The following is a 25,793-nucleotide window of genomic DNA, read 5'->3' as shown; positions in this document are numbered from 1 at the left end:
TTCGATCAACGCGTGCCGTTATGATTCGACCGCTTCCGCCGCTTCACGCAAGTAGGTGCGCGCCTCGTCGAAGATGCTCAGGTCGCCCTTCGCAAGCCGGCGGCTGTCCGACAGCGTGCGCCGCCATCCGCGCGCGCCTGCGACGCCGCGATAGAGACCCAGCGCATGGCGCGTCACCGCGCCGAGATACGTGCCGCGCGCGAGTTCGGCGCGCGCGTAGTCGATCAACTGAGCTTCGATCTCTTCGCGCGCCGGCACCGGCGTCGTCGCGCCGTAGAACCGCGCATCGACGCCCGCGAGCACATAAGGATTGTGATATGCCTCGCGCCCGAGCATGACGCCATCGACATGCTTCAGGTGCTCCTCCACTTCGTCGAGCGTCGTGATGCCGCCGTTGATCGAGATCTCGAGATGCGGGAAGTCGCGCTTCAACCGGTACGCGTAGTCATACTTGAGCGGCGGAATCTCGCGGTTCTCCTTCGGGCTCAGGCCCTTCAGGATCGCATTGCGCGCATGGACGATGAACACTTCGCAGCCCGCCTGCGCCACCGTGCCGACGAAATCGCGCACGAACGCGTAGTCCTCGACCGCGTCGACGCCGATGCGATGCTTGACCGTCACCGGAACCGACACCGCATCGCGCATGGCCTTCACGCAGTCCGCGACGAGCTCGGGCTCCTTCATCAGGCATGCGCCGAACGCACCTCGCTGCACGCGCTCCGACGGGCAGCCGCAGTTCAGGTTGATCTCGTCGTAGCCCCACTGTTCGCCGAGTTTCGCGCTCTTCGCGAGATCGGCCGGTTCGCTGCCGCCCAGTTGCAGCGCGACAGGCGCCTCGGCCGGCGTGAACGCGAGATGACGCGCGACATCGCCGTAGAGCAGCGCGCCCGTCGTGACCATTTCGGTGTAAAGCCACGCGTGATGCGACACCATCCGATGCAGCGAGCGGCAATGGCGGTCGGTCCAGTCCATCATGGGAGCGACGGACACGCGGCGGGGGCTGGTTTTCGAAGCGGCGGACATGGCAGACGTCTGTTTCAGCTAATCCGCGATTTTACCGCAGTGCGCAAAGGGCGGTTCTCGGGGCGCATCCCGAATCTTTCCCCGCGCCGGCTGTCACACCGAACATGCGACGCCCGCGTGCGTCGAGCCTCGCGGAGACTGACATGAAAACGATATCGATCGCGGCCGCTGCGCTGCTGTGCGCGGCGTTCGCCGCAGAGGCGCAAACCGCGCGACCGGACGAAGGCGCGTCCATGGTCAAGCCGCCCAGCGCGCCGGGCTCGCCGGCAACGAGCGCCGCGCGCCCCGACAATCCCGACAACATGCCGGTCAAGCGCCCCGCCCCGCCGCCCAACAGCGACCGCATGCTGCATCACAGTCCCGCGAGCGACGCCATCGCGAAGTAGGCATCGGCTCCGGCTGGCGGGCGCGCGCCCCTATAATGGCGCTCGTCCCGATTTTCGCGCGAACCGCGTTCTCGCCCGCCAGCGGTCCAGCCAATGCAAAAACTCATTCTGCCGTTCGTCTCCGGTTTTCTCGCCGCCCTCTTTTTTCGCGAATCGACGCTCGCGCTGCTGCACGCAGCCGGAATGATCGACGCCGCCGGCTTTTCGACCGCGCCGTTCCTGCCGCTCGGCATTCCGGAATTCATCGCCAATGCGTTGTGGAGCGCCGTGTTCGGCGTATTGATGGCGTGGCTGTTGCGCGTCGCGCCGGAACACCGCGCGCCGTGGATCGGCGCGCTCGTGTTCGGCGGCATCGTGCTGACGGCGGTCAGCGCGTTCGTGATCGATCCGGCGCGCGGCATCTGGCCGAGCGGCAACATGCTGCCGCGCCTCGCGCCGGGCTTCATTGCAAACGCTATCTGGGGCTGGGGCGCGCTGGTCTTCATGCGCGCTTTCATGGCAGGCAGCGAGACCGCCTGAAAGCAAGCACAAGCGCAAGCGGCCACGAGCGGCCGCCTCCATCAGTCCTTCAACGACCGCAGCGGATGCGTCGCCGGCGTCCAGGCGCTGTCGAACATGCGCTCGACATCATCGGGCCGCACGTCTTCAGCGCGCGCCACTTTCCATTGCGGCTGATTGTCCTTGTCGACGATGCGCGCCCGGATGCCTTCCAGCACGTCGCCCCGCTCGAAGACGGAGCGCGTGAGATCGAGGTCGCGGCGCAGCGTTTCGGCCATCGTCGAAAAGCGCGCGCGGTCAACCTGCTGAAGCGACACATCCACGGACAGCGGCGAACGCTCGCGCAATGCGGCCGCCGTGGCGCGCAACCATTCGTTACCGGATGCATCCGCGTCCCGCTCCAGCGAAGCGAGAATGGCCGCGCCGTTGCCGGCTGCAAAATGCTTGTCGATGAGCGTGCGCGCCTCGGCGAGCGCGCTCGTACCCGGGATCGGCGAGACCTTGTACTTCGTGGTCTCGTTTTCGACAAAGCGCACGATCGCGACGCCATCCAGAAAACGCTGATGACGCAGCGATTCGATCAGGCCGGGCAGCGCGCCGTCGTCGAGATACGCGTCGGCCATGCGGGCATAGAGCGCATCCGCCGGGCCGATGCTCGCGCCGGTGGCGGCGAGATAGCGGCCGATCGCGCCCGGCGCACGGGCGAGAAACCAGCTCACGCCGACATCCGGAAAGAGACCGATGCGCGTTTCCGGCATCGCCATCTTCGTGGATTGCGTGACGATGCGCAGTCCGCCCGTATGATGCGCGCCCTGCGAAATGCCCATTCCGCCGCCCATCACGACGCCGTTCACCACGGCGATATACGGCTTCGGGAACGTGAAAATGGCGTGGTTGAGCTTGTATTCTTCCGTGAAAAAGGCGTCGATCGATTCGCGGTCGCCCGCCTTCGCGGCTTCATAGAGAAAACGGATGTCGCCGCCGGCGCAAAACGCGCGCACGTGCGGGCTGTAGACGATTACGGCGCGAATCGCCTGATCGTGACGCCACGCGCGCAACGCCTCGCCAATGGCGTGCAGCATCGAGGGCGTCAGCGCGTTCAACGCTTTCGGGCGATCGAGCGCAATGAAGCCGATGCCGTTAGCGGTGTCAATACGAATGTCTTCGGTGGTCATCGTGTCGAGAAGTCGAAACGGTTCGTACGGTCACTTCATTCAGCAGGCGGCGAGCCACGCATCGAGCGACAACTCGACGAGTGCTCTCGCCGCGACGTCGGCGCTTGCCGCGCCGTTCAATTGTAGCGCGGTGATGCCATGCAGGTTCGCCCAGAAAGCCTGCGCGCAGGCAGCCGCAGCCGCGCCGGACGGCAGCTTTAGCCGCTTCGCTGCCTGCAGTTCGAGGAATGCGTCCGCTATCAGCGACAGCATGGCGGCGCTGTCCTCCGCCGCGTTTGCGCCGTTGCCGTTCGCATGGTCCATGAACATGAGGCGGTACGTTTCCGGCTCGTCGAGTCCGAACTGCACATAGGCGAGGCCCATCGCTCTCAGGCGCGCAGCGGCATCGGCGATGCTCGCGTGCGGCGCGAACGCCGCGCGCAGTTGCGCGTGACCTTCCTCGCGCAGCGCCCGCTCGATCTCGCCGCGATTCCGAAAATGCAGATACAGCGCGGCAGGCGAGTAATCGATCGCCTCCGCGAGCTTGCGCATCGAGAGCGACGCGAGCCCTTCCCTTTTGACAATGCCGCGCGAAACTTCGAGTATGCGCTCACGCAGCGCGTCGCGCTGCTGCTTCTTATGTCGTGACTGGCGCGCGCGCGCGTCGTCGACACTCATACGAGGCATGGTCGGCTCCGCCCGTTGTGATGCGCTTTCGAAGACGAGCCGCGAACCGTCGGACTCGCGGACCGGAGACAGTCAGACGATCATCGGACCGTCGTCGTCGCGGCGAGATCCGGATGCCGCGCGATAAAGCGGCTCCTCCGAGTCGCCGAGCACGACCGACGAAAACACGATGCAAAAGCCCAGAATCAGGACACCGACCGCCGCCCAGATGAGCCACAGCGCATTGGACTCGACGAGCGCGTGAAGAAAGGAATAAAACATAACGACCCCGCGCGATTTTTATAATGGCTGCTCAACGCTTGCAAAGACTTTTGAGCAAATGACATGCCGTGCGAATCGCATCGCAAGCGGCAGAATGACAGGATCTTACTCCGTTGCTGCGCCGCAGGAAAGCGTGTGCAGCCTCTTCAGGCGCGGCTAAACGGTTAGTCGGACGCTTGAAGCCCTTACGCGCGCTGTCGCTATTCGACGATCACGCGCCCCGGCGGAAAGTGGCCGCTTTTCAACAACACCGGCATGCCCTGAGTGACCTGCAAATGTTCGCGCGCCACCGCTTCGATGCGGGCGCGGCCTGCATCGAACGCATCGATCCAGCCTGCACTGTCGAAAGTCTTCGCGCCGAAGTGGTCTTCGAGCGCTTCGACGGAAATCGCGCATGGCACGCGTCGGCCATCGACGAGCGCGGCGAATTCGATCGTGAGATTGGAATCGCGATAATCGGGCGCGTCGGAAAGAAAACGAATGTTCATGAGACTCTCATGGATCGGGCGGCGGGCAGTGCTTGCATCCGCACGCGATGAGGTTGACGCAGGCGGTTCGGCACGCGACACGCGGCACCGCTTCGCTGGCGTGCGCGTGAATCGATTCGCGGTCTATGGTACTCGCGCTCTCGCCGCGGGGTCCAGCGGCGCCGCGCGCAGGCACCTTAGAGATCAAGCACGTCTTCGTCCACGTCGACGACGAGCAGCGAGCTCGCGAGCGGGTCGGCGTAGTTGAAGTCGAGCGAGCGCGTCATGTCGCGCACGCGCTCGCAGACGCGCTGCCGCGCTTCATCCGACAAAGGCGGATAGTCGCGCAGCACCCGCGCGTCGAAGCGGTAATGCACGCCCCAGCCGATATTGCCCGCATGATTCGCCACCCCGCCCGTGCGCCAGCTCACGAACAGCGCGGGCGCCACGTCGGCTCCGCCTCCGATCTCGATGATGTCCGCGCCGATCGGAAACAGATCGACGAGGCAGTTCGCGATATCGTAGAGCACCGCATGGCGAAGATGAATCGGGCGCATCACGTCGGTTGCAGCAGTCGGTCGATGTAATCGCGCGCCGCCTTCTCGACGCTCGCGAGCGCTTCGTCTTCAGTGGCGAAGCGCTGCTCGGGACCGAGATCGACGAGCGCCTCGAAGTGACGCGGTTCGTCCGGCCCGTTCTGGGCAAGACTCACGGACCCGACGTAGATCGCCGTGCCGGCGTCACCCGTCTTCGCGTCGTGCGCCGGAAGGAGCCGCGCCGATGCGCTGATGTAATAGCCTCGATACGGGCCCGTCACTCTGTCGACCATTCCAATTGCCTCCGTATGTGTTCCGGGATGTGTTCGGCCGCGCTTCATCATGCGTTCGACGGCAAATCCAACCGATGCCCCAGTAGCATAAGGCGCGCGGCCCGGGAAATAGTTCACGGCTCATGGTCCGTGATCGACGATGCGAGTTCGTCGATTCATGCACCGCAAGCATTGCGCCCGCACTGCTTTGGGACCGCGCGCCCGGCGTCATGTAAGCGGCCTATGGGACAATGCTCATCCCAAAATACGGCGGCTCCGAACACAACGAGGAAAAGATGAATCGAAACGATCGGCCGATGCGCCGACTCCCGGCGTGCGCAAGCACGATGCCGAAAGCATGGCGCGCGGCGAGCATTGGCGCGGCCATCGTACTGGTCGCGAGCCTCGGCGCGTGCGCATCGTCGAACGAAGCGTCGCTGATCAATTTGCCGGATGGCCAGACAGGCTATGCCGTCAACTGCAGCGGCGCGGACGCGGGCTCCAGCTGGGCGAGCTGCTATGTGCTCGCAGGCAAGGCGTGCGGCGCGACGGGCTATGACATCGTCTCGAAGGACAACGAGGAAGGCGGGCCGAGCGGCGGCGGCATCAGCAACGTGATCTCGGCAAACGTGAAGAACCGTTCGATGATCGTGCGGTGCAAGTAGAGGCAACCGGCCACTTCTCTGGTACACCGCCCGCGCTGACGGACCGCGTTCGCCCCGCGTTGCCGACCCTTTAGCTGTGGTCCAGAGACAGAGCGGCGAAACTGTGGCCGAGCACGGCGCACAGCGCTTCGACGACCATCTGGTGATCGCCGCGCTGCGGCAGGCCCGACACCGTCACTGACCCGATGACGCCGGCACTCGCGACGCGGATCGGGAAGCTGCCGCCGTGCGACGCGAACTGCGCGGGATCGAGGCCGAACTTGTCGGCGAGCGTGGTGCCCGCCTGTTGCAGCGTGAGACCAATGGCATACGAGCTGCGTCGAAAGTGCTCCACCGTCTTCGATTTGCGCTCGGCCCAGCGCGCATTGTCCGGGCTCGTGCCATCGACCGCGGCGAAGAACAGCCGTTGACCGAAGGTGCGCACGTCGATCACCACGGCAGCATCGCGTGCCAGCGCCATCTCGCGCAACTGCGTCCCGACTTGCCACGCCTGATCGGCGTGAAACTGCGGAAAGACGAGCGTGTTTTCCTGATGCGCGATGGTTTGCAGGTCGTGCGGAATGTCCATGAGCGGCGCCTCTTCGTTAGCGTGGTGTCTGTTGTCGAATGCAGGATTTTGACACGGGCGCGCGCCGTGGTGACCGCTTCGATAGGAATACTGACGCTCGAAGAGACTGAACCGTGCTTGCCACGGGTGGAATGACGGCTGAAAAACAGAAAGGGGTTACAGGCCGAAGCACTGTAACCCCTTGAATGTGGTTGCGGGGGTAGGATTTGAACCTACGACCTTCGGGTTATGAGCCCGACGAGCTGCCAGACTGCTCCACCCCGCGTCCGTCGAAGAAAAGATTATAGGGCATCGTTTATAGAAAAGCAATCGTTCATGACGATCAGTGTTCAATACGATGCCCGCGCGCTGCGTCGATTCGACTCGTCCCGCGCCGGGCGCATCAGGAAAGCCGCGCTTTCGTGCATGGCATAATCGCCAGTTCAGCGGCATCGGTTATTGCAGTTACGAACATCGGCTCGGAACAGGCATGCATTCCTTGCGGCGCGGCATCATGAGAAAGATCGGCGGCATCGCGGCGGTATGGGCGATGCTGCTTCTCTCGCTCGCGCCCGTTGTATCGCAGACGCTGAAGGCCGAGCCGTTCGAAGCGCTGCTCGCATCGATATGCGCGTCGCGCATCGATACGCCTGACATTCACCCGGCGCACCGTGCGGGCCACAGCGTCGTCGGCGCGCTCGACGCCTGCGGCTATTGCGGCTTCGTCGGACACGCGCCGGCACCGCCGAGCTTCGTTCGCGCGACTGCCTTCGCGAACTTTCGTCGCGACGCTTTCTCGGTAGCCGATACCGACAGCGCTTCACCTCTTCGGCGCTTCGCTAACGCCCAGCCTCGCGCGCCGCCCTCAATCGGCTGAGACGCCCATCATCCGCACGCGTGATCCGCTTCCCTGCTAAGCGAAAGGCGCGTCGCGACACCATGTTTTCGACAGGACACACCATGACGTTCCAATCCGCATTGCGGAGCGTGCTCGGCCTCGCGCTGGCCGCTTCCACGCAACTGGCGCTCGCTCACGCGCTGCCGAAGCTTCAGCAACCCGGTCCCGGCGCGACGGTCAGCGCGCCGCACGAAGTCTCCATCGAGTTCGGTGAACGCATCGAGCCGACTTTCAGCTCGCTCCTCGTCACCGACGCACACGGCACGCAAGTCAACACCGCGAAGTCGGCCGTCGATGCGAACGACAAGAAGCACATGAGCGTCGCCCTCGGCGATCTCGCGCCGGGCGTTTATACGGTGCAATGGACCGCGGTCGCAGCCGACGGTCATCGCACGCAAGGCCACTATAACTTCACGGTCAAGTGAGGCCGCTTTGAACAAGAACACATTCCTCTCGGGCGCGCTCGCATGCGCGTCGTTCGCCGTCTTCGCCAGCGCCGCGCACGCGGCCACGCTCGAAGCGCATGATTGCTGGGTCCGCGCGATGCCGCCGAGTCTGCCGTCGTCGGGCTACTTCGTCGTGTCGAACAACGGCGGTTCGCCCGCGACGCTCACCGCCGCGACGAGTCCCGCGTTCGGCATGACGATGATGCACAAGTCGGAGAACAAGGGCGGCACGGCAACGATGGCGCCCGTCGATACGGTCGACGTGCCCGCGCACGGCTCGCTGGAATTCGCGCCGAAGGGCTATCACCTGATGATGGAACAGCCCGCCAAGCCGCTCAAGATCGGCTCGATGATTCCCCTCGCCCTCACCTTCTCCGACAAGAGCACGCTCAACGTGGAATGCGCGGTGAAATCCGCGGCCACAGTCGGCAAGTAGCTCGCCGCCGAGGGCAAAAGAAAAACGCGCCAGCCACGGCGCGTTTTTTTTCGAAGCAAGCCGACTAAGGCCGGTTGAACATGTCCATGATCTGCTTGCGCTCGTCGGTGGTGACCTGCGGCACCGGCGGCGCCTGCATGCCCGCCGGGCCGACGCCGCCCGCGGTCGTCGAATCGCCCGCCATCGGGTTCGTATTGTCGAGACCGATGCTCGCGACGAAGCCCGCGCCCGGCGTGCGGTCCGCATAGAACAGTTCGCCGTCGACGGTCGTCACGCCGTCGGGCATTGCCATCTGCTGTTGCGGGATGCCGCGCAGCGCTCGTCCCATGTACTCGACCCAGATCGGCAACGCGAGCTGCGCGCCGAACTCCTTCGTGCCGAGCGACTTCGGCTGGTCGTAGCCCATCCACGCCACCGCGACGAGCTGATGCTGATAGCCCGCGAACCAGCCGTCCTTCGCGTCGTTGGTCGTGCCGGTCTTGCCCTGCAAGTCGTTGCGCTTGAGCGCGTTGGTGCCCGAGCCCGTACCCGAAGTCGCGACCGTGTGGAGCAGGCTGTTCATCACGTACGCGTTGCGCGGTTCGAGCGTCTGCGGCGCATTCGCGCCCGCGGTCAGCGGATCGGCGCGCGAGATGACGGTGCCGCGCGCGTCGGCGACCTGCGCGATCAGATACGGATTGATGCGATAGCCGCCGTTCGCGAACACCGAATACGCGCCGCTGAGTTGCAACGGCGTGACGAGCCCGGCCCCCAGCGCGAGCGGCAGATACGGCGGCGTCTTGTCCTTGTCGAAGCCGAACTTCTGCGTGACGAAGTCCTGCGCGTAGCCCGTGCCGATATACGACAGGATGCGAATCGACACGAGGTTCTTCGACTTCTGCAAGCCGGTGCGCATGGACATCGGGCCGTCCGGCTGATCGTCGTCCTTCGGCTCCCACGGCTCGCCGCCTGCGGGCGCCGGGAAGTACAGCGGCGCGTCGTTGATGATGGTCGCCGGTCCCAGACCCTTGTCGAGCGCCGCCGAGTAGATGAACGGCTTGAAGCTCGAACCCGGCTGACGCCACGCCTGCGTGACGTGATTGAACTTGTTCTTGTTGAAGTCGAAGCCGCCCACGAGCGCGCGGATCGCGCCGTCCTGCGGCACCATGGAGACGAGCGCGCCTTCCACTTGCGGCAACTGCGTGACCTGCCAGTTGTCCTTCGCGTCCTTCGTCAGGCGGATGATCGACCCCGGGCGGATGGCGAGCGCCTTCGACGCATTGCTGCGCAGAGCGGCTGCCACGAAGCGCAGCCCTTCGCCGGAAATCGTCGCCGTTTCGCCGCCGACGAACTGCGCGCTCACCTGCTTCGGGCTCGCCGCCGTCACCACGGCCGCGACGAGATCGCCATTGTCCGGGTGATCGACGAGCGCGTCTTCGATGGCTTCGGCGCGGTCATCCGCCGCCGACGGCAGCGCGATGTTGCCTTCCGGCCCGCGATAGCCGTGACGCCGCTCGTAGTCCATCACGCCTTTGCGCACGGCGCGGTAAGCGGCGTCCTGATCGGCTGAATCGATGGTCGTCGTCACCGTCAGGCCGCGCGTGTAGGTCTCTTCCTTGTACTGCGCGTACATCATCTGCCGCACCATTTCCGCGACGTATTCCGCATGCACGCCGTACTCGGTGCCCGCCGACTTCGTGTGGATTTCCTCGGCGACGGCCTGCTCATACTGTTCGCGCGTGATGAAGTTGAGGTCCAGCATGCGCTTCAGGATGTACTGCTGGCGCACCTTCGCGCGCTTCGGATTCACGACCGGGTTGTACGCGGACGGCGCCTTGGGAAGACCCGCGAGCATCGCGGCTTCGGCGAGCGAGATGTCCTTCAGGTCCTTGCCGAAGTACACGCGCGCCGCGGCCGAAAAACCGTATGCGCGCTCGCCCAGATAGATCTGGTTCATGTACAGCTCCAGAATCTGGTCCTTCGTGAGCGCGCGCTCGATCTTGTACGCGAGCAGCATCTCGTAGACCTTGCGCGTGTACGTCTTTTCGCTGGAGAGAAAGAAGTTGCGCGCCACCTGCATGGTGATCGTGCTCGCGCCCTGCGATGCACCGCCGTGCATCAGGTCGGTCACGCCCGCGCGCAGGATGCCGACGAAATCGACGCCGCCGTGAGCGTAGAAGCGGTAGTCTTCGATCGCGAGAACCGCTTTTTTCATCTGGTCCGGGATGTCCTGAAAGCGCACGAGGCTGCGCCGCTCTTCGCCGAATTCGCCGATCAGCACGTGATCTGCCGTGTAGACACGCAGCGGCACCTTCGGCCGATAGTCGATGAGCGCATTGAGCGACGGCAGGTTCGGCTCCATCACGACGAGCGCATAGCCCACGATGAGCGCGCCGACCACAGCCGCCACCGCCGCGAGACCCGCGAACCACAGCGCGATGCGCGCGAACACCGACCGGCCGCCCTCGCGGCCGCTGCGGTCATTGCGGCCGCTCCGGTCATTACGGCCGTTCCCGCCGTTGCGGCCATTGCCGCCGCTACCGCCGCCGTCGCGGCCTGTCCCCGAGTCGTTGCGTGAATCGTTCCAGCGCGGTTCGCGGTCGTGTCGCGATGAGTTCGAAGAGTCGGGGCGTTTGATGATAGGCATGACTGGGATGGTTCGGCGCGCTGTGTAGCGCGCACTGCGCGGCGTATCGAAAGAAGCGGATCAGGCGGCGGATCAAAGCGCGCGTGGAAGAAGACAAGCACGTCAACGACCGGCGAGCGAATGCGTGAGCCGGTCCGACCGAAGACTAACGGCACATTTTAAAGAATTCGGGCGACCCGCTACAGAATGGGCGGGCATTTTTTGTAAGCAAATGCCGCCGGCCGACTCGAAGAAGCGGGCCAAAGACAACGTGCGCTTACCCACAGAAAGTGTTGAGAGCCTTGTGGACAACCTCATGAGAAAATAGCCAAGCCGTTGATCGAACGCGTTTTTTCGTGCACGCTCATAGGATATCCAGGACACGCATTCCGGCGACGCAGGGAAACAGCGAGCACGCACAGCCGCCTCGCGAACCGATATGATGGATACATGTATAGCCGGGGCTTTTCGCCGGCGAACGACCTGCGGTAACGAAGTGAGCGATCCCGACGCCGGGACCGCGCATGCGATGTTTGCAATCGCCTTACTGTCTGCGAGCCGCTCATGACGACCAAGCCTACCGAACGCATCGTTGTATTCGTGACCCCGGCGCAAAAGCTCGCCATCAGCAAGACCGCGGACGACCTCGGCATCAGCGTGAGCGAACTCATGCGGCGGGCGGTGCTCAACTTCAACGCGACGAGCGAGCAGATCAAGGTGGCGGGCATCGTCGACCGTCTGCGCGCGCCGAAAGCCCCCGATCCGCTCGATGTCGCGCTGCGCAGCGTGGCCGCCAAGGCAGCGGCACGCGAGGCGCGCGAAGCCGCCGCGGGCGCGGCCAAGATCGCGCGATCGCAGGCTGCGGCGGCGGCTGCATCGACGGTGGCGGCGGCGAGCGTTCCCGTCAGCCGTGACGACACCGAAAGCGCCGGCGAAGACGCCTCGCTGACCGGCGACGAACGGCTCGGCGGCTAGGCTCGGCCGCACGCCTCTCTTTTCACGGCACGTCTGCGTAGCCGTTACATTCCTTCACCTTGCTTAAGTCCATATTAAGTCGCGACGTGCTCTAATGAACGGGTAAACCCGCGCGTGAAAGCGGCGCGCTTGCGCTTGCATTCCGGGCGCGGCGCCTCACATTCGATGCGCGGCGCGCCAGCCGCGGTCGAGTGGTCCGTGGTTTTCATCCAGGAGATACATACATGTCGCTTTTCGATTCCATCTCGCGCACCGTCAAAGGTCTGCTGAACGATGCCGCCGACACCATGCAGGATCCCTCGCGCGACGCCCGCCAGATCGTGCGCGAGCTGGACGACAGCATCGCGAAGGCGGAGAACTCGCTGATCGAGATCGAGGCGCAGGTCGCCACGCAGCAAAGCAAGCGCGACGCAGCCGCCGAGAAAGCGAAGAAGTACGAAGACGGCGCCAAGCGCGCGCTGCAAGGCGGCGACGAAGGTCTCGCACGCGAAGCGCTCGCGGCGCAAGCCAATGCCGAAACGGAGCGCGACGCGCTCGCGGCGGAACTGCAAACGCTCGTGCCTTCGGTCGATCACCTGAAGCAGCAGATCGCCGACATGCGCCAGCGCCGCAACGATCTCAACGCGCGCTCGAACATCCTTCAGGCGAAGCAGCAAATCGCGCAGGCGAAGGACACGGCAGCGACGGCGCTGGGCGGCATCGGCGGAAAAAATCTGTCGGAAGATTTTCAGAAGCTGGAGGACAAGGTTCAGCTCGCGAACGCCCGCTCCGACGCGCGTCTGAATTCGGCGGACCAGAAGTCCGGCAAGGCGCTCGATGACAAGCTCGCGGCCCTCAATCGCGGCCCTTCGGTGGAAGACCGTCTGGAAGCCCTGAAAAAGCAGCTAAATACGCCGGCGCAGTAACTACGGCGGCTGCCGCCGTCGCTTCGCGGACTATGCGCTTTCGGGTATCCGCCTTGCGATGTCTCGGCAATCACCGATCGCAGCTTCGAATGGAGACGGGCGTCGCAACGCCCGGCCCGCACATGAAAAAGACCTTGACGGCTCTCGCCTTATCGATGTCCCTTGCGCTGTCGGTCGCTTCGCCGCTCGCGCTGGCCGCCGTGCCGACCGCGCAGCAGGTCGAGCAATCGATGACGCAGGGCAACTGGCAGAAAGCCGACGCGCAGTTGAGCGAAGTGCTCGGCGCGCATCCGAACAACGCGCACGCGCACTACCTGTACGCGCAGGTGCTGGACCGCGAAGGCCGCGCGAGCGACGCGCTTTCCCACTTGCAGCAAGCGAAGACGCTCGATCCGTCGCTGAGCTTCACGGACCCGTCGCGCTTCGCGTCCACCGAGGCCCGCATCCGCAGCGACGCGAACCGCGCCAATGCGACGACCAATCGCGGCTCCAACGGCTCAGTCGCGTTGAATCCGTTCAATCCGGCGCAAGCCGCCGCGCCGCAGAAACATGGGCCGTCGATGGGCATGTGGATCGGCCTCGCGGTGCTGATCGCGGCGATTGCGCTGGTGCTGCGCTGGGGCCTGCGACGCGCCCGCGCCCGTGACGACGGCCGCAGCGAAGACGACCGCCGCGCGCAGCTCAAACGCGCGACTGAGTTGCTCAACGATGTGCGCACGCTGAAGCTGGACGTGAGGCTGTCGACCGCGCCCGGTCATGAGGCGCTTCTGCGCGACGTCGAGAGCGCGGAGACGCAGTTGCGCGAGATGGTGGAGTCGCTCTCGAACGCGAAGAACCCGGTGCCGCCCTATGCCATCGAGGATCTGGAGAATCAGGTGGCGAGCCTGAAGGCGCGCGCCGAAGGCCGGCCGGATCCAAATGCGGCGAATGCGGCGAATTCCAGTGCGCAAGGGCAGTCGCCGTTCGCGCAGGAAGCCGAGCGCTTCGGGCGCGGCCAGCAGCCCTATGGACCGCAGGCGCCGTATCCGCAGCAGGGACCGTATCCGCTGCAACAAGGGCAGCAGCCGCCCGTCATCATCCAGCAAGGCGGCGGCGGCTTCGGTGGCGGCATGGGCGGCCTGTTGACCGGCGTGCTCCTTGGCGAAGCCATGTCGCACGGACGCGACCGCGTGATCGAGCGCGAAGTGCCGGTCGAACGCCGCGACGTCGGCAACGACAATGGCGGGCTGGACTTCGGCAACAGCAACGGCGGCGGCGTGGACTTCGGCAACGGGTCGAACGACTGGGATGACGGCAGTGGCGGCGGAGGCGGTCTCGATCTCGGCAGCAACGACGACAACTGGCGCGACACCTGAACCGCTTTGTCGAGCCACAAGCAAGCAAGTCTAAGCGCGCTTCAGCCGCCGCCCAGAAAACGCAGCAGCGCCCACAGAAACTTGAAGAAGCCGACGACGAATTCCCAGATGCGTTCGAGCTGATCCCACGTCGCCACGCGCAACAACGTGTGCAGGATCATGCGAGGTAGCGTGGGAGGGAACGTGAGAAAGGCATCGTAGAAACAAAAAAGGCGGCTTGCGCCGCCTTTTGCGATTGCAAAGATCGCATGATAACCAATCGGCATGAGCTCCCGCGCTATCGGCGGGACCCCATGCGTCAACTGGCGGACGGCGTGTCGCCCTGCTCCGGCGGCACGTCGTCCGTCAGCGCTTCTTCCAGCCGCTCGAACACGCGTTTGGTGGCCCCGCGCGCCTGAAGCGCGAAAAGCAGCAGTGAACGGCCCGTGACCTGATAGACATCGCCCGAATCGAACTGCGGCAGTTCCTCGCGGACCGGCGCGTTCGTGTCGATCAGACAGCTCCACTGATCAGGGCCGGGAATATCCGGCAGCGTGAAATCGACGACATCGTGGTACGCGTTCACGATCAGGAGAAGCGTCGCGTCCGAGGCCGGCTTGCGGATGCCGGTGGCTTGCGCGCGGCCGTCGATCACGAGACCGAAGCAGCGCATGCCGGGGTCGCCCCATTGCTCTGGCGTGAGCGCGTCGCCGGTCGGACTCAGCCATTTCACGTCGGCCACGTCCATATCCTCGCGGACCTCGCCCGTCAGGAACCGCTGGCGTCGCAGCACCGGCAGCGTGTGACGCAGCGTCGTCAGCTTGCGCACGAACTCGGTCAGCGCCCGGCCGTCGTCGTCGATGCCTTCCCAGTCGACCCAGCTGATCTCGTTGTCCTGACAATAGGCGTTATTGTTGCCCTGTTGCGTGCGGCCGAACTCATCGCCCGCGAGGACCATCGGCGTGCCTTGCGAGAACAGGAGCGTCGCGAGCAGATTGCGCTTCTGGCGCTCGCGCAGCGCGCGGATCTCCGGGTCGTCGGTCGGGCCTTCGACGCCGCAGTTCCACGATTTGTTGTCCGAATGACCGTCCTTGTTGTCTTCGCCGTTCGCCTCGTTGTGCTTGTCGTTGTAGGAGACGAGATCGTTGAGCGTGAAGCCGTCGTGCGCGGTGATGAAGTTCACGCTCGCCCACGGACGACGCCCGCGCTTGTTGAACTTGTCGCCTGAAGCGGTCATGCGCGTCGCCAGTTCCGCCGATTCTCCCTCGTCGCCCTTCCAGAACGCGCGCACGGTATCGCGATAGCGGTCGTTCCATTCGGCCCAGCCCGGCGGGAAGCCGCCGACCTGATAGCCGCCGGGACCGCAGTCCCACGGTTCCGCGATCAGCTTGACGCTGGAGAGAATCGGGTCTTGCCGGCAACTGTCGAGGAAGCCGCCGCCTTCGTCAAAGCCATACGGCTCCCGGCCGAGAATAGTCGCGAGATCGAAACGGAAGCCGTCGACGTTCATCTCCGTCACCCAATAGCGCAGGCTGTCGGTGACCATCTGCAAGACGCGCGGATGCGAGAGATTGAGCGTGTTGCCGGTGCCGGTGTCGTTGATGTAGTAGCGCGTCTGGTCGGGCATCAGCCGGTAGTACGACGCGTTGTCGATGCCGCGGAACGACAGCGTCGGCCCGCGCTCGTTGCCCTCGGCGGTGTGGTTGTAGACCACGTCGAGAATCACTTCGAGGCCGGCTTCGTGCAAGCGGTCGACCATCTCCTTGAACTCCGCGACGACGCCCGCTCCGCGCGAGAAATAGCGCGGATCGGCCGCGAAGAAGCCGATGGTGTTATAGCCCCAGTAGTTCGTCAGGCCCTTGTCGAGAAGGTAGCTGTCGTTCACGAACGCGTGAATCGGCAGCAGCTCGACGGACGTCACGCCGAGGCTCTTGATGTAATCGACGACTTCCTTCTGCCCGAGCCCTTCGAAGGTCCCGCGCATGTTTTCCGGAATCGCCGGGTGGCGCTTCGTGAAGCCGCGCACGTGCGTCTCGTAGAAGATCGTGTGTTCCCACGGCACGCGCACGCGCGTCGCATGCGTCCACGTGAAGTTCTGGTCGATCACCTGGCATTTCTGCATGAACGGCGCGCTGTCGCGTTCGTCGAAGGTCAGATCGTCGCCTTCCGCGTTGAGCGTGTAGCCGAAGAGCGCCGCGTCGAACTTCATCTCGCCGACGTGCGCCTTCGCGTACGGGTCGAGCAGCAGCTTGTTCGGATTGAAACGATGCCCGTTCTCCGGCTCGTAAGGTCCGTGCACGCGGTAGCCGTACACGGCGCCCGGCGCGAGGCCATGCAGATAGACGTGCCAGACTTCGTCGGTATATTCCGGCAGCTCGATGCGCTGCGTTTCCTTTTCGCCTTTCTCGTCGAAGAGACACAGTTCGACTTTCGTCGCGTTCGCGGAAAACAGGGCGAAGTTGACGCCGTTTCCGTCCCACGTGGCGCCAAGCGGAAACGGGGACCCTTCGGCAATGCGGAATTGATTCGGCATGAGATGATCGGCAGAGAATGACGCGCGATGCGTCGGGATAAGGGTGCCGCATTGCACGGCATTAAGCGGATTGGGTAGAGCAAGGCGCGTGCCCGGCGTCGGCCTCGCAGCGCCTCCAAAACCGCGCGCGATCTGCGGTATGCTGGCCTGTCCATCGCACATGCAGCATTCGCTCGCCGAAGGAGGCACGTTTGTCCACGCGCTTCAGCTCCATCCCGACGACATCGCAAGCAAGCGGCACCGCCGACGAAAGTCGCGCCGCCGGCCGCGCGCTGCGCGACGCCATCCCTTTCGAAGCCCACGCGAACTGGCAGCCGGAGCCGGACCGCCCCGATCCCGTCGAGCGCGTGCTCGCCGTCAACGCGGGACGACAGGAGCGGCTCGTGCCGCTGCGCATGTCGCGCATGGCCGAATCGCCGTTCGCGTTCCTGCGCGGCGCGGCAACCGTCATGGCGTGGGATTTGTCGAGATCGCCGTCGATCGGGCACAACGTGATGATCGACGGCGACGCGCACATCAATAACTTCGGCCTCTTTCGCACGCCGCGTCAGGACGTGGTGTTCGATCTGAACGATTTCGACGAGACGATCGTGGCCCCGTGGGAATGGGATCTCAAGCGCCTGACCGCGAGCATCAACGTCGCGGCCCGCGAAAACAGCGTGGACATGCAAGGCCGGGAGCGCGCGGTGCGGTCCGCGTGCGAGGCGTACCGCACGACGATGAACGAACTGCGCCAGGTGAGCCCGTACGATTTGTGGCAGATGCGGTCTTACGCAAGCGCGCTGCACATCGACGCGCCCACGCATCTCGACGCCGACGAAAAAGCCACGATCGAGCGCACCGTCGAACGCGCGATGAAACGCTCGCACGCGACGATGCTCGCCAAGGTCGCGGAGCCGGCCGGCAAAAGCTGGCGCTTCAAGGTCGATCCCCCGATCCTGACGCAACTCGACGCCGCCGAGAAAAATCACGTCGTCGACGGCTTCAGGGCGTATTTGCAGACCATCGCGGGCGAGTGGCGCATGATGCTCGAACGCTACGATGTCGTAGATGTCGCGCATCGGGTGGTCGGCGTCGGAAGCGTCGGCACGCGTGCGTATCTCGTGCTGCTGATCGGCCGCGCGCTCGGCGATCCGATCTTCATGCAGGTGAAGGAAGGCATCGTGCCGGCCGCCGCGCCGTTCGTGCCGCCGCTCGAAGAGCCGTTCCGGCATCAGGGCAGGCGCGTCGTGCATGGTCAGCGGCTCCTGCAAAGCTCATCCGATGCGCTGCTCGGCTGGACGACCATCGCAGGGCGCGATTTCTACGTACGCCAGATGAAGCAGATTCGCGGCTCCGTTCCCGTCGACTGGCTGCATGGCGCCACCTTCGACTTTTGCGCGTGGTGTCTCGGACTGCTGCTCGCCCGCGCGCATGCGCGCACCGGCGACCCGGCGCTGATCGCGGGTTACTGCGGCGCATCAGACAAGCTCGACGCCGCCTACGCGGTCTGGGCCGAGCGCTACGGCGCTCAGACCGTCGCGGATCACGCGGCCTTTTGCGCGGCGATCAGCGTGGGGCGCGTTCAGGCCGCGTAGCCGTAGGTGTCGTCCGCTCATGTCGTCCGCTCATGTCGTCCGCTCATGTCGTCCGCTCGGTCACGCGCCGCGCGACGCGCCACCGGATTGACTATCATTGCCTTGCCTGCGAGCAAGATCCACGGCTTGCGTAGTACTGCTCGCGCTCGATGCAGCGGCGCGCGATTGCGGCCGCTGCACCTTCACAACGATCCATTCGAACTCGCAAAGGAGGAATTCCCGCATGAGCATGATCGACGAATTCAAGAATTTCGCCCTCAAGGGCAACGTCATGGACCTCGCAGTCGGCGTCATCATCGGGGGCGCGTTCTCGACTATCGTGAACTCCGTCGTCAAGGATTTGATCATGCCGGTCGTCGGGCTCGCGACAGGCGGGCTCGATTTCTCGAATCTCTTCGTCCGGCTCGGTCACATACCGCCGACCTTCAAAGGCAATCCCGATTCGTACAAAGATCTGCAAACCGCGGGCGTCGCGGTGTTCGGCTACGGTTCATTCATCACCGTGCTGATCAACTTCATCATCCTGGCATTCATCATCTTTCTGATGGTCAAGTTCATCAACAATCTGCGCAAGCCCACGGAAGCGCCGGCGCCCGCCGCGCCGCCCGAAGACGTGCTGCTTCTGCGCGAAATCCGCGATGAACTCAAAAAGACGCCGCGCGTCTAGACAAGCGAGTGCGTCCAGCGCCACGAGCGGGCCGTGAGAGCCCCGCTTTAGGGCACGCTATCCGCCTTTCGTTAGCATGAGCGCTTTTTTTCTTCGCGAAGGCTGTTCGCGCGGCTCACAGCAGGACTATTATTGAGACAGATGTCAGATAGATACCCATAGGAAATGCCGAGGGGATGCCAGCGGGCCGCCAACGGGTCATCGGCACGATTCGTGCGCTTCTGACGCCTGTCGGCCATTTCGCCGATCGCGCGTTCCGGAGGCCCGAATCACCGTGACCCGATCACATCGATGCGCTATAAAAGATCGACGTGCGGCACGCAAGACGGGAGTGGCCGCATGAGGACGCTGCGTTTCTTGCAATTCTTTTTCAGGCGAGTTTTTATGTCCTTCCCGAAAAAGCGTAGACGCGTGAAGGCTGATGGCGATGAGTCGTTTCTCGCCGTGCTGAGGCATTTCAAGCCATTCGGCCAGCTCGATACCAAGATTGCACGCGCTCGCGCGCAGGACGAACCGGTGCTGTATGCCCATGCGCTGCCAGGACTCGATGTCCTTCTGTGCAGCGTGCGCGGCGCCCAGCCGCCCTACCCAGCCATCGACGAGCTGCACCGGCGCTGCGTCGAATCCATCACGAATGCCCTGGAGCAGCCGCTCGACGGACTCGAGAACGGCGGCTACTGGTATGAGGCGAACGGCTTCGGCTTTCTTGTGTTCGCAAGCCGCGCCCGCACGCAGATTCTGAGCGAATTCGGTGCGACCGTTTCGGCTCGCAGACGCCGCGGCGCGCGCCGTCAGGATGCAGGCGACGCCGCTTCGCGTCCGCTGCGTTGAACGCCGGCATTTTGCATTCGATGTCTCCTGCGTGACACGGCGGCCTTGATGCGCCGTGGCGCGCGCCTTGCTGGATCGCAGTCCAGGCACACCACAAGGAGAACAGCATGTCGGATCACGTCTATAAGCAGATCGAACTCACCGGCTCCTCGACTCAATCGAGCGACGACGCCGTGCGCGTCGCGCTGGCCAAGGCCTCGAAGACTTTGCGCAATATGCACTGGTTCGAAGTGACCGAGACGCGCGGGCATATCGAGAACGGCGAGGTCCTGCATTGGCAGGTGACGATCAAGGTTGGGCTGCGGATCGATGACTGAGCGCCGAGTGTTGGCGTTTTGCATGCCGTAAGTGAAAACCGCGCCGAAGAAAAATGCCGTTCAGTCAGGTGACTGAACGGCATTTTCCTTTCTGGCGTTTTTTTTGGAAGGCAGACCGTTTGCGCTGCCGTTAGCACGGTTAGTGCGACGCATTTGGCATCGTCGCAGACGAATGGATCAGTGCCTGTCCGGTAGCGCTATGAATGTCTGCTCCGATTGCGCGCCTCCCCGTGAGGTCGTCTTTTCATGCGGCAAACACTCGAGCCTTGATGGCCCGTCAATGTCATCGCTCCGTAGGTTCAAGCTCACAAAAGAATAAGATTCGTCGGATTGCGTTCCTTCCTCGTTTAGCTAGCGTGAGCGGCGTGCTCCACGCCCAAGAAGAGTGAAGGATTCAAATGAGAAACAGACAAATAGCAACTATCCGCCCTCCTATTCCGACCCGTTCGCGCATTCGGTGCGACAAGCGGACCGCAACGTTGAAACCTGAACTGCGGTATCGCGAAAGTTCATTTGACGGAGACGCTGGCGTTGTCCGTTATCGCAGCGGATCGGAGACAACCTACGAGCGGCTCGGTGACTTTCACCAACTGCGCAACGGCCGGAGCCGTGCATATGCGTAAAGCACTCGTGGTACAAGGCAGTCCTACCACTACGGGAGGGATAGTCCTCGGCGGCTCAGCTACTCATATGACAGACCACGGTAAGCCGTTTGCGCTGTACGGCGACGAAGCCACATGCGGCAAGTGCAGAGGCGCGTTCAAGATCATCGGTACGGCGACACGGCGATGCTATCGGGGACGAGCGGGCGTTTTAGAGGGCGACTTAGTCTTGTGTCCGTGCGCTCAAAACCGGGTGATGGCAAGTCCCGATCCCAACTGTTTCTACGATGACGGCGATGACGTCGGCCTTATCACCCAAACGGGGAACGCTGTTACAGCATCGCCCGTCACCTACGACGAGCAATATGTCTTGCGCGACGCCGCGACGGGACAACCGCACGTAGGCGTTAGTTACCAGATTAGTTCGTCGTCGGGTCAGATTTGGCGTGGCCTTACTGACGGTAAAGGAAGAACGCAACGACTAACGACCAGCGCCCCCGAAACGCTCCGCCTCGAGATAAGGGAGGATAAGAATGTCTGACAACGATTATGCAGTCGCTCACGACTCAGCGGAGACTAACGCGGTGCCGGGGTCGCAGGTGCATATTGATCTGGATACGACGCCGATATGCTTAAACATGAGCAACAAGGAGTTCAGGGAATCGATTATCAAATCGCGCGCCGAAGCTCTCGACCTGATTCAAACCCGTATCGCGGCGGTATCGAAGTGGGACGCACGCGACCAAGCCCGCGTGAAGAAATGGCTAGGTCGCTCCGATGACGTATCCCGTGCCGTTTTACAAGCAGGACTACCGAAGCTTCTGAGCGCCATGGACGACCTGAAGCCGGAGAATATCATTCGCTGGGACGCACAGAAACAACGCAATATCACATGCACTATATTTCCAGATAATGGCAGTACGGATGCGGCTGTCTGCAAACCCGATACAGCCAGGCGCATGATCGCCATCTATCCGCATTTCTGCAACTCACCAAGGTCGCAACTATGGCATGGTTGTCAGGTGCTGACGCTAATACACGAGTGTACGCATTTCACAGACGTGTTCGACTCCATCGACGCAATGTATGGCGTGAGCGTCGGTTTGTCGTTCTCGGCGCAAGAAAACGCGGATAAGGCAATACGAAACGCCGACAGCCTGGCGTCTTATGTCGGAATCGAGGATTAGAAGTCGTGGCCAAATTAATGCTCCGCGGCACAATCCGCGCAACGCTTTTTCTGTGCGCGATGTGGTCGGCAGTCACTGCGAACGCATGCACGATCTCGGAAGATATGGAAGGCAGTCTGCCACTCAACTCCGTGGAAATCCCCAATTCTGCCCGGCTCCGAATCGCCGACATGGTACTTACCGCGCGCCAATGGCCGGATGTCGACATCCGAGGGATCGTGTACGCGGGGGGATATGTGAAAGAGCGCAATCCAAACGCCCTGGCCGGCCAAAGAGCGTCGGCGATTGAGTCCTATCTGCTTCAGCTTGGAATCAAGGAGGGAAACATCTGGCTGAACAAGAGAATCATTAGGAAACCAGATGCAGCAGATGACGGCAGTCAGACGCTGAATCAGATCGGTGTCACGTTGGTGCCGATATGCCGCGGTGGATGCGATCGGCTTTGCGACGATCCGCGCGTCACGCCTATGAGCAGGGCCATCAAGTAGGGCGGAGCCATTCCATCGTCACCGCCGCGCTTCAGCGGTTACATCGCACAGCAAAGCGCGGTTCGTCTTAGTCCATCCACAGGTCAAGAAAAAGCCGCTCCGGTAGCAATCGGAGCGGCCTCCCAAGTCCCTCTGAGCGGCGTGATGACCACCTCCGCCTTACTTCGGCAGCGAACCGTCCACGCCCTCCACATACCAATTGATACGCTGCAATTCCGGGTCCGACAGCGTCTTGCCTGCCGGCACCTTTTCTGCGCCGGACTGATCCTTGATCGGACCGCTGAAGACGTCCCACTTGCCGGAATGCAGTTCATCACGCTTCGCGGCGACTGACTGCACCGCCTTCGCGGGAATCGCGGTCGTGTTCAGGTCTTCGAGGTCCACGGCCTTCTGCGGGATGCCGAGCCAGACCGGATCGTTCTTCCATTTGCCGTCGAGCACCTTCTGGATCACGTCGTTGTAGTACACGCCCCAGTGCGCGACCACCGAGCCGAGATGCGCGTCCGGGCCGAACTTCTTCATGTTCGAATCCCAGCCGAACGCGTGCACATGCTTTTCGTTCGCGGTGTTGAGCGTCGCGTTCGAATCGGTGTTCTGCAACAGCACGTCCGCGCCCTGCCCGATCAGCGTCTCGGCCGCCTGCTTTTCCTTGCCCGGATCGAACCAGCTATTGATCCAGATGACCTTCGTATGGATCTTCGGATTCACAGAACGCGCGCCCAAAGTGTACGCGTTGATGTTGCGGACCACTTCGGGAATCGGCACCGACGCGACAAAGCCCAGCGTATTCGTCTTCGTCACATAGGCCGCCGCGACGCCCGCGAGATACGCGCCCTGATACATGCGCACGTCGTACGTGCCGAAGTTCTTCGCCTTCTTGAAGCCCGTCGCGGTCAGGAAGATCGTGTCCGGAAAGTCCTTCGCGACCTTCAGCTGGAAGTCCTGATAGCCGAAGCTCGTGCCGAAGATGACCTTGTTGCCCTTGTTAGCCAGATCGCGGAACACGCGTTCCGAGTCCGCGGATTCGGGCACGTTCTCCACGCGCGTGATCTTGATCTTGTTGCCGAACTTCGCTTCGGCTTCCTTGCTGCCGGCGTCGTGCGCGAAGGTCCAGCCCGCATCGCCCGGATTGCCGAGATAGACGAAGGCGACGCCCGGGGCGTCGGCCGCTTGCGCACTCGCGGCGGCGAGCGTCGCGGACAGCGCGACAGTCGCCGTGATCGCCTTCAGCCAGGTTTTCTGCATCGTGATGCTCCTCTTTGGATGTTGTATGCAAAACGGAAAACGGTTCGCCTGAAGTTTCGTCGGTCAAAAAACGCGGCGGAACCTCAGGCGCACGCGGTGCGGTGGCGGAACAACACACACCGACCGCGCAGATTAAATGCGGCACTTTGCATGCGGTACCGTGAATGCAAAACGCCGGCGCGCCACACGCTTCAACTCGCCGCGAAAAACGGCTTGCCGAGCGATGCAGGCGCGTTGAGCTTGATCGTGTTCGGGTTGCGCGAGATCAGCACGAGCACGACGATGGTCGCAATATACGGCAGCATCGCGAGAAACTGCGTCGGCACCGGCACGCCGATGGCCTGCGCGTAGAACTGCAGCGCCATCACCGCCCCGAACAGCAGCGCGCCGATCAAGAGCCGCCCCGGCCGCCACGTCGCGAAGACGACGAGCGCGAGCGCGATCCAGCCGCGGCCTGAGGTCAGTTGCTCCTGCCAGACATGCAGATAGACGATCGAGTAGTAGCCGCCCGCGATGCCCGCCATGCCGCCGCCGAAAAGCGTCGCGCCGTAGCGCACGCCGACCACCGGAAAACCGACCGAATGCGCCACCGCCGGCGATTCGCCGACCGAGCGCAGCACGAGCCCCGCGCGGGTCTTGTAAAGAAACCAGCCGATCAGCGCGAACATGAAGAAGGCAAGATAGCCGAGCGGCGTCAGCGAGAAGATCGCGGGGCCGAGAACGGGAATCGACGAAAGACCGGGAATCGGCACTACGTCGATGGTCGCGCGCACGGCCGCCGACGTGTACGGCTTGCCGACGTACGCCGAGAATCCGATGCCGAAGATCGTCAGCGACAGGCCCGTGGCGACCTGATTGGCGAGCATGGTGATGGTGAGGAAGCCGAAGAGCAGCGCCATCGCGAGCCCCGCGAACACCGACGCGACAATGCCGAGCCACGGACTGCCCGTGATCGACGTGACCGCGTAGCCCGTGACCGCGCCCATCAGCATCATGCCTTCGACGCCCAGGTTGAGCACGCCGGATTTCTCCGCGACGAGTTCGCCCGCGCCCGCGTACATCAGCGGAATGGCCGCGATGACCGCGCTCGATGCGAGATTGCTGGCTTGATTGATATCCATCTTCGAGTTCTCTTATGCAGTCTCAGGCAACACGGTGCGCCGGGGTCCTGCGCCTGATGCGGTAATTCACGAACAGATCGCAGCCGAGGAGACAAAACAGCAGCAGCCCCTGGAACACGCCCGCGAGCGCCTGCGGCAATTGCAGCGATGTCTGCACCGCTTCGCCGCCGAGATACAGCAGCGCCATCAAGAGACTCGCGAGCACGATTCCCACCGGATGCAGCCGCCCGACGAACACGACGATGATCGCGGTGAAGCCGTAGCCCGGCGACCAGCCGGCCTGAAGCTGCCCGATCGGTCCCGCTACTTCGCCCATGCCCGCGAGGCCCGCGAGTCCGCCCGAAAGCAGCAGTGAAGTCCAGATGGTCTTCTTGTCCGAGAAGCCCGCGTAGCGCGCGGCGAGCGGCGCGAGACCGCCGACGTTCATCCGGAAGCCCGCGAAACTCTTGCGCATGAAAAGCCAGACGAGCGGAATCGCGATCACCGTCAGAAACACCGACGCGTTGATGCGCGTGCCCTTCAGGAAGCTCCAGTGCCAGTCGCCGTAGAGACGCGGGAACAAGGCGTCGTCGACGAACATCGCGGAAATCGGGAAGTTCATGCCTTCCGGGTCGCGCCACGGGCCGCTCACGAGATAGATCAGCAGTTGCGTCGCGACGTACGTGAGCATCAGGCTCGTGAGAATCTCGTTGGTGTTGAAGCGGCTCTTGAGCAGCGCCGGAATGGCGGCCCACAGCATGCCGCCCGCGATGCCGCCGATCACCATGAGCGGCAGCGTCCACCAGCCGGACGCATCGCCGACGTGAATGGCGATGCCGCCCGCGACGATGCCGCCGAGCAGCATCTGCCCTTCCGCGCCGATATTCCATACGTTCGCGCGATAGCCGACCGCGAGCCCCAGCCCGATCAGGCATAGCGGCGACGCCTTCAGCACGAGCTCGGACCAGCCGTTCACGGTCGAGAGCGGCTCGACGAAGAACGCGTGCATCGCGCGCAGCGGGTCCTGGCCGACGACGCTGAAAATGAGGAAGCCGATGACGAGCGTCGCCACGGCCGCCACCACCGGAACCGCAAGCTGCATGGCGCGCGAGGGCGTCGGGCGCGCTTCGAGTCGATAGGGAAAGATCATG

Annotated in this window: 29 protein-coding genes and 1 tRNA gene; 16 read left to right on the top strand and 14 right to left on the bottom strand. The window is 63.5% G+C overall.

All coding sequences use genetic code 11. From position 1 onward, the window contains the following. Positions 1–18: 18 nt before the first annotated feature. Positions 19–1,023 carry a tRNA dihydrouridine(20/20a) synthase DusA gene (dusA, locus tag NCR37_RS06110; protein WP_250472212.1) on the bottom strand — a complete coding sequence of 335 codons (1,005 nt, stop codon included), beginning with the start codon at positions 1,021–1,023 and terminating at the stop codon, positions 19–21. Positions 1,024–1,166: 143 nt separating this feature from the next. On the opposite strand from dusA, the gene NCR37_RS06105 reads away from it, so the two are divergent. Together NCR37_RS06105 and NCR37_RS06100 are read left to right on the top strand one after the other, a co-directional pair. Beyond that, complete coding sequence (locus NCR37_RS06105) at positions 1,167–1,409, top strand: hypothetical protein (RefSeq protein WP_250472211.1); 243 nt, start codon at positions 1,167–1,169, stop codon at positions 1,407–1,409. A gap of 93 nt (positions 1,410–1,502) precedes the next feature. Continuing rightward, positions 1,503–1,928 (top strand): hypothetical protein, encoded by a 426-nt coding sequence (locus tag NCR37_RS06100; RefSeq protein ID WP_175940213.1) that lies wholly within the window; start codon positions 1,503–1,505, stop codon positions 1,926–1,928. A gap of 41 nt (positions 1,929–1,969) precedes the next feature. On the opposite strand, the gene NCR37_RS06095 is transcribed toward NCR37_RS06100, so the two are convergent. The 6 genes from NCR37_RS06095 to NCR37_RS06070 form a co-directional block, all read right to left on the bottom strand. Continuing rightward, entirely contained in the window at positions 1,970–3,082 is a 1,113-nt protein-coding gene (locus tag NCR37_RS06095) for an enoyl-CoA hydratase/isomerase family protein (protein ID WP_250472210.1), read from the bottom strand. A gap of 39 nt (positions 3,083–3,121) precedes the next feature. Next, entirely contained in the window at positions 3,122–3,748 is a 627-nt protein-coding gene (locus tag NCR37_RS06090; protein ID WP_250472209.1) for a TetR/AcrR family transcriptional regulator, read from the bottom strand. Between the two features lie 72 nt (positions 3,749–3,820). Further along, positions 3,821–4,009 carry a hypothetical protein gene (locus NCR37_RS06085; RefSeq protein ID WP_250472208.1) on the bottom strand — a complete coding sequence of 63 codons (189 nt, stop codon included), beginning with the start codon at positions 4,007–4,009 and terminating at the stop codon, positions 3,821–3,823. Positions 4,010–4,209: 200 nt separating this feature from the next. Further along, the gene (locus tag NCR37_RS06080; RefSeq protein WP_248322148.1) at positions 4,210–4,497 is read right to left on the bottom strand and encodes a DUF1488 family protein; all 288 of its coding nucleotides are present in this window, start codon (positions 4,495–4,497) and stop codon (positions 4,210–4,212) included. Between the two features lie 176 nt (positions 4,498–4,673). Beyond that, positions 4,674–5,033 (bottom strand): hypothetical protein, encoded by a 360-nt coding sequence (locus tag NCR37_RS06075; protein WP_250472207.1) that lies wholly within the window; start codon positions 5,031–5,033, stop codon positions 4,674–4,676. After that, a complete protein-coding gene (locus NCR37_RS06070; protein ID WP_250472206.1) occupies positions 5,033–5,305 on the bottom strand; it encodes a hypothetical protein in 273 nt (90 codons plus the stop codon). Before NCR37_RS06070 ends, NCR37_RS06075 begins: the two co-directional genes overlap by 1 nt. Positions 5,306–5,631: 326 nt before the next feature. Between NCR37_RS06070 and NCR37_RS06065 the strand changes: the two genes are divergently transcribed. Further along, a complete protein-coding gene (locus NCR37_RS06065; protein ID WP_502800487.1) occupies positions 5,632–5,949 on the top strand; it encodes a hypothetical protein in 318 nt (105 codons plus the stop codon). A 70-nt stretch (positions 5,950–6,019) separates the two neighbouring features. Here the strand turns inward: NCR37_RS06065 and NCR37_RS06060 are convergent, their stop codons facing one another. After that, positions 6,020–6,517: a heme-degrading domain-containing protein gene (locus NCR37_RS06060; protein WP_250472204.1), complete on the bottom strand. Its 498-nt coding sequence runs from the start codon at positions 6,515–6,517 to the stop codon at positions 6,020–6,022. 188 nt (positions 6,518–6,705) lie between these two features. Then, positions 6,706–6,782 (bottom strand) — tRNA-Met (locus tag NCR37_RS06055). Positions 6,783–7,010: 228 nt separating this feature from the next. Between NCR37_RS06055 and NCR37_RS06050 the strand changes: the two genes are divergently transcribed. From NCR37_RS06050 to NCR37_RS06040, 3 genes are all read left to right on the top strand, one after another. After that, the gene (locus NCR37_RS06050; protein WP_250472203.1) at positions 7,011–7,373 is read left to right on the top strand and encodes a DUF2946 domain-containing protein; all 363 of its coding nucleotides are present in this window, start codon (positions 7,011–7,013) and stop codon (positions 7,371–7,373) included. A gap of 83 nt (positions 7,374–7,456) precedes the next feature. Next, a complete protein-coding gene (locus NCR37_RS06045) occupies positions 7,457–7,819 on the top strand; it encodes a copper resistance protein CopC (RefSeq protein WP_250472202.1) in 363 nt (120 codons plus the stop codon). A 7-nt stretch (positions 7,820–7,826) separates the two neighbouring features. Further along, a complete protein-coding gene (locus tag NCR37_RS06040; protein WP_250472199.1) occupies positions 7,827–8,276 on the top strand; it encodes a copper chaperone PCu(A)C in 450 nt (149 codons plus the stop codon). Between the two features lie 64 nt (positions 8,277–8,340). Here the strand turns inward: NCR37_RS06040 and NCR37_RS06035 are convergent, their stop codons facing one another. Then, complete coding sequence (locus NCR37_RS06035; RefSeq protein WP_250472198.1) at positions 8,341–10,902, bottom strand: penicillin-binding protein 1A; 2,562 nt, start codon at positions 10,900–10,902, stop codon at positions 8,341–8,343. A gap of 543 nt (positions 10,903–11,445) precedes the next feature. Between NCR37_RS06035 and NCR37_RS06030 the strand changes: the two genes are divergently transcribed. From NCR37_RS06030 to NCR37_RS06020, 3 genes are all read left to right on the top strand, one after another. Then, positions 11,446–11,856, top strand: coding sequence for a plasmid mobilization protein (locus NCR37_RS06030; RefSeq protein ID WP_250472197.1), 411 nt, complete (start codon positions 11,446–11,448; stop codon positions 11,854–11,856). 224 nt (positions 11,857–12,080) lie between these two features. Beyond that, the gene (locus tag NCR37_RS06025) at positions 12,081–12,761 is read left to right on the top strand and encodes a PspA/IM30 family protein (protein WP_250472196.1); all 681 of its coding nucleotides are present in this window, start codon (positions 12,081–12,083) and stop codon (positions 12,759–12,761) included. Between the two features lie 122 nt (positions 12,762–12,883). Beyond that, on the top strand, positions 12,884–14,116 hold the full coding sequence (locus tag NCR37_RS06020; RefSeq protein ID WP_250472195.1) for a tetratricopeptide repeat protein: 1,233 nt from the start codon (positions 12,884–12,886) through the stop codon (positions 14,114–14,116). 298 nt (positions 14,117–14,414) lie between these two features. Here the strand turns inward: NCR37_RS06020 and glgX are convergent, their stop codons facing one another. After that, complete coding sequence (glgX, locus tag NCR37_RS06015; RefSeq protein ID WP_250472194.1) at positions 14,415–16,628, bottom strand: glycogen debranching protein GlgX; 2,214 nt, start codon at positions 16,626–16,628, stop codon at positions 14,415–14,417. Positions 16,629–16,819: 191 nt separating this feature from the next. Between glgX and NCR37_RS06010 the strand changes: the two genes are divergently transcribed. The 7 genes from NCR37_RS06010 (at position 16,820) to NCR37_RS05980 (ending at position 22,297) form a co-directional block, all read left to right on the top strand. Further along, on the top strand, positions 16,820–18,205 hold the full coding sequence (locus tag NCR37_RS06010) for a DUF2252 domain-containing protein (protein ID WP_250472193.1): 1,386 nt from the start codon (positions 16,820–16,822) through the stop codon (positions 18,203–18,205). A 223-nt stretch (positions 18,206–18,428) separates the two neighbouring features. Further along, positions 18,429–18,872, top strand: coding sequence for a large conductance mechanosensitive channel protein MscL (gene mscL, locus NCR37_RS06005; protein ID WP_250472192.1), 444 nt, complete (start codon positions 18,429–18,431; stop codon positions 18,870–18,872). Between the two features lie 339 nt (positions 18,873–19,211). Beyond that, complete coding sequence (locus NCR37_RS06000) at positions 19,212–19,703, top strand: hypothetical protein (protein WP_250472191.1); 492 nt, start codon at positions 19,212–19,214, stop codon at positions 19,701–19,703. Positions 19,704–19,810: 107 nt separating this feature from the next. Next, positions 19,811–20,020, top strand: a complete 210-nt coding sequence (locus NCR37_RS05995) for a dodecin (RefSeq protein ID WP_175940183.1) — start codon at positions 19,811–19,813, stop codon at positions 20,018–20,020. A 615-nt stretch (positions 20,021–20,635) separates the two neighbouring features. Further along, positions 20,636–21,163 carry a PAAR domain-containing protein gene (locus tag NCR37_RS05990; protein ID WP_284506791.1) on the top strand — a complete coding sequence of 176 codons (528 nt, stop codon included), beginning with the start codon at positions 20,636–20,638 and terminating at the stop codon, positions 21,161–21,163. Next, positions 21,156–21,809 (top strand): M35 family metalloendopeptidase, encoded by a 654-nt coding sequence (locus NCR37_RS05985; RefSeq protein WP_250472190.1) that lies wholly within the window; start codon positions 21,156–21,158, stop codon positions 21,807–21,809. Before NCR37_RS05990 ends, NCR37_RS05985 begins: the two co-directional genes overlap by 8 nt. Before the next feature lie 5 nt (positions 21,810–21,814). Then, positions 21,815–22,297, top strand: coding sequence for an OmpA family protein (locus NCR37_RS05980; protein ID WP_250472188.1), 483 nt, complete (start codon positions 21,815–21,817; stop codon positions 22,295–22,297). Between the two features lie 159 nt (positions 22,298–22,456). Here the strand turns inward: NCR37_RS05980 and NCR37_RS05975 are convergent, their stop codons facing one another. The 3 genes from NCR37_RS05975 to NCR37_RS05965 all read right to left on the bottom strand — a co-directional run bounded on the left by NCR37_RS05975 (position 22,457) and on the right by NCR37_RS05965 (position 25,792). Beyond that, positions 22,457–23,542 carry a BMP family ABC transporter substrate-binding protein gene (locus NCR37_RS05975; RefSeq protein WP_250472187.1) on the bottom strand — a complete coding sequence of 362 codons (1,086 nt, stop codon included), beginning with the start codon at positions 23,540–23,542 and terminating at the stop codon, positions 22,457–22,459. Positions 23,543–23,733: 191 nt separating this feature from the next. Then, positions 23,734–24,663: an ABC transporter permease gene (locus NCR37_RS05970; protein ID WP_250472186.1), complete on the bottom strand. Its 930-nt coding sequence runs from the start codon at positions 24,661–24,663 to the stop codon at positions 23,734–23,736. Positions 24,664–24,685: 22 nt separating this feature from the next. Continuing rightward, positions 24,686–25,792, bottom strand: coding sequence for an ABC transporter permease (locus NCR37_RS05965; RefSeq protein ID WP_250472185.1), 1,107 nt, complete (start codon positions 25,790–25,792; stop codon positions 24,686–24,688). Between the last annotated feature and the right edge of the window lies 1 nt (position 25,793).

The organism is Caballeronia sp. GAFFF1, from assembly GCF_023630705.1.
In the GTDB taxonomy this organism is placed as follows: domain Bacteria; phylum Pseudomonadota; class Gammaproteobacteria; order Burkholderiales; family Burkholderiaceae; genus Caballeronia.
Note: the sequence above shows the minus strand (reverse complement) of the source record. Positions and strands in the feature narration are given on the sequence as shown.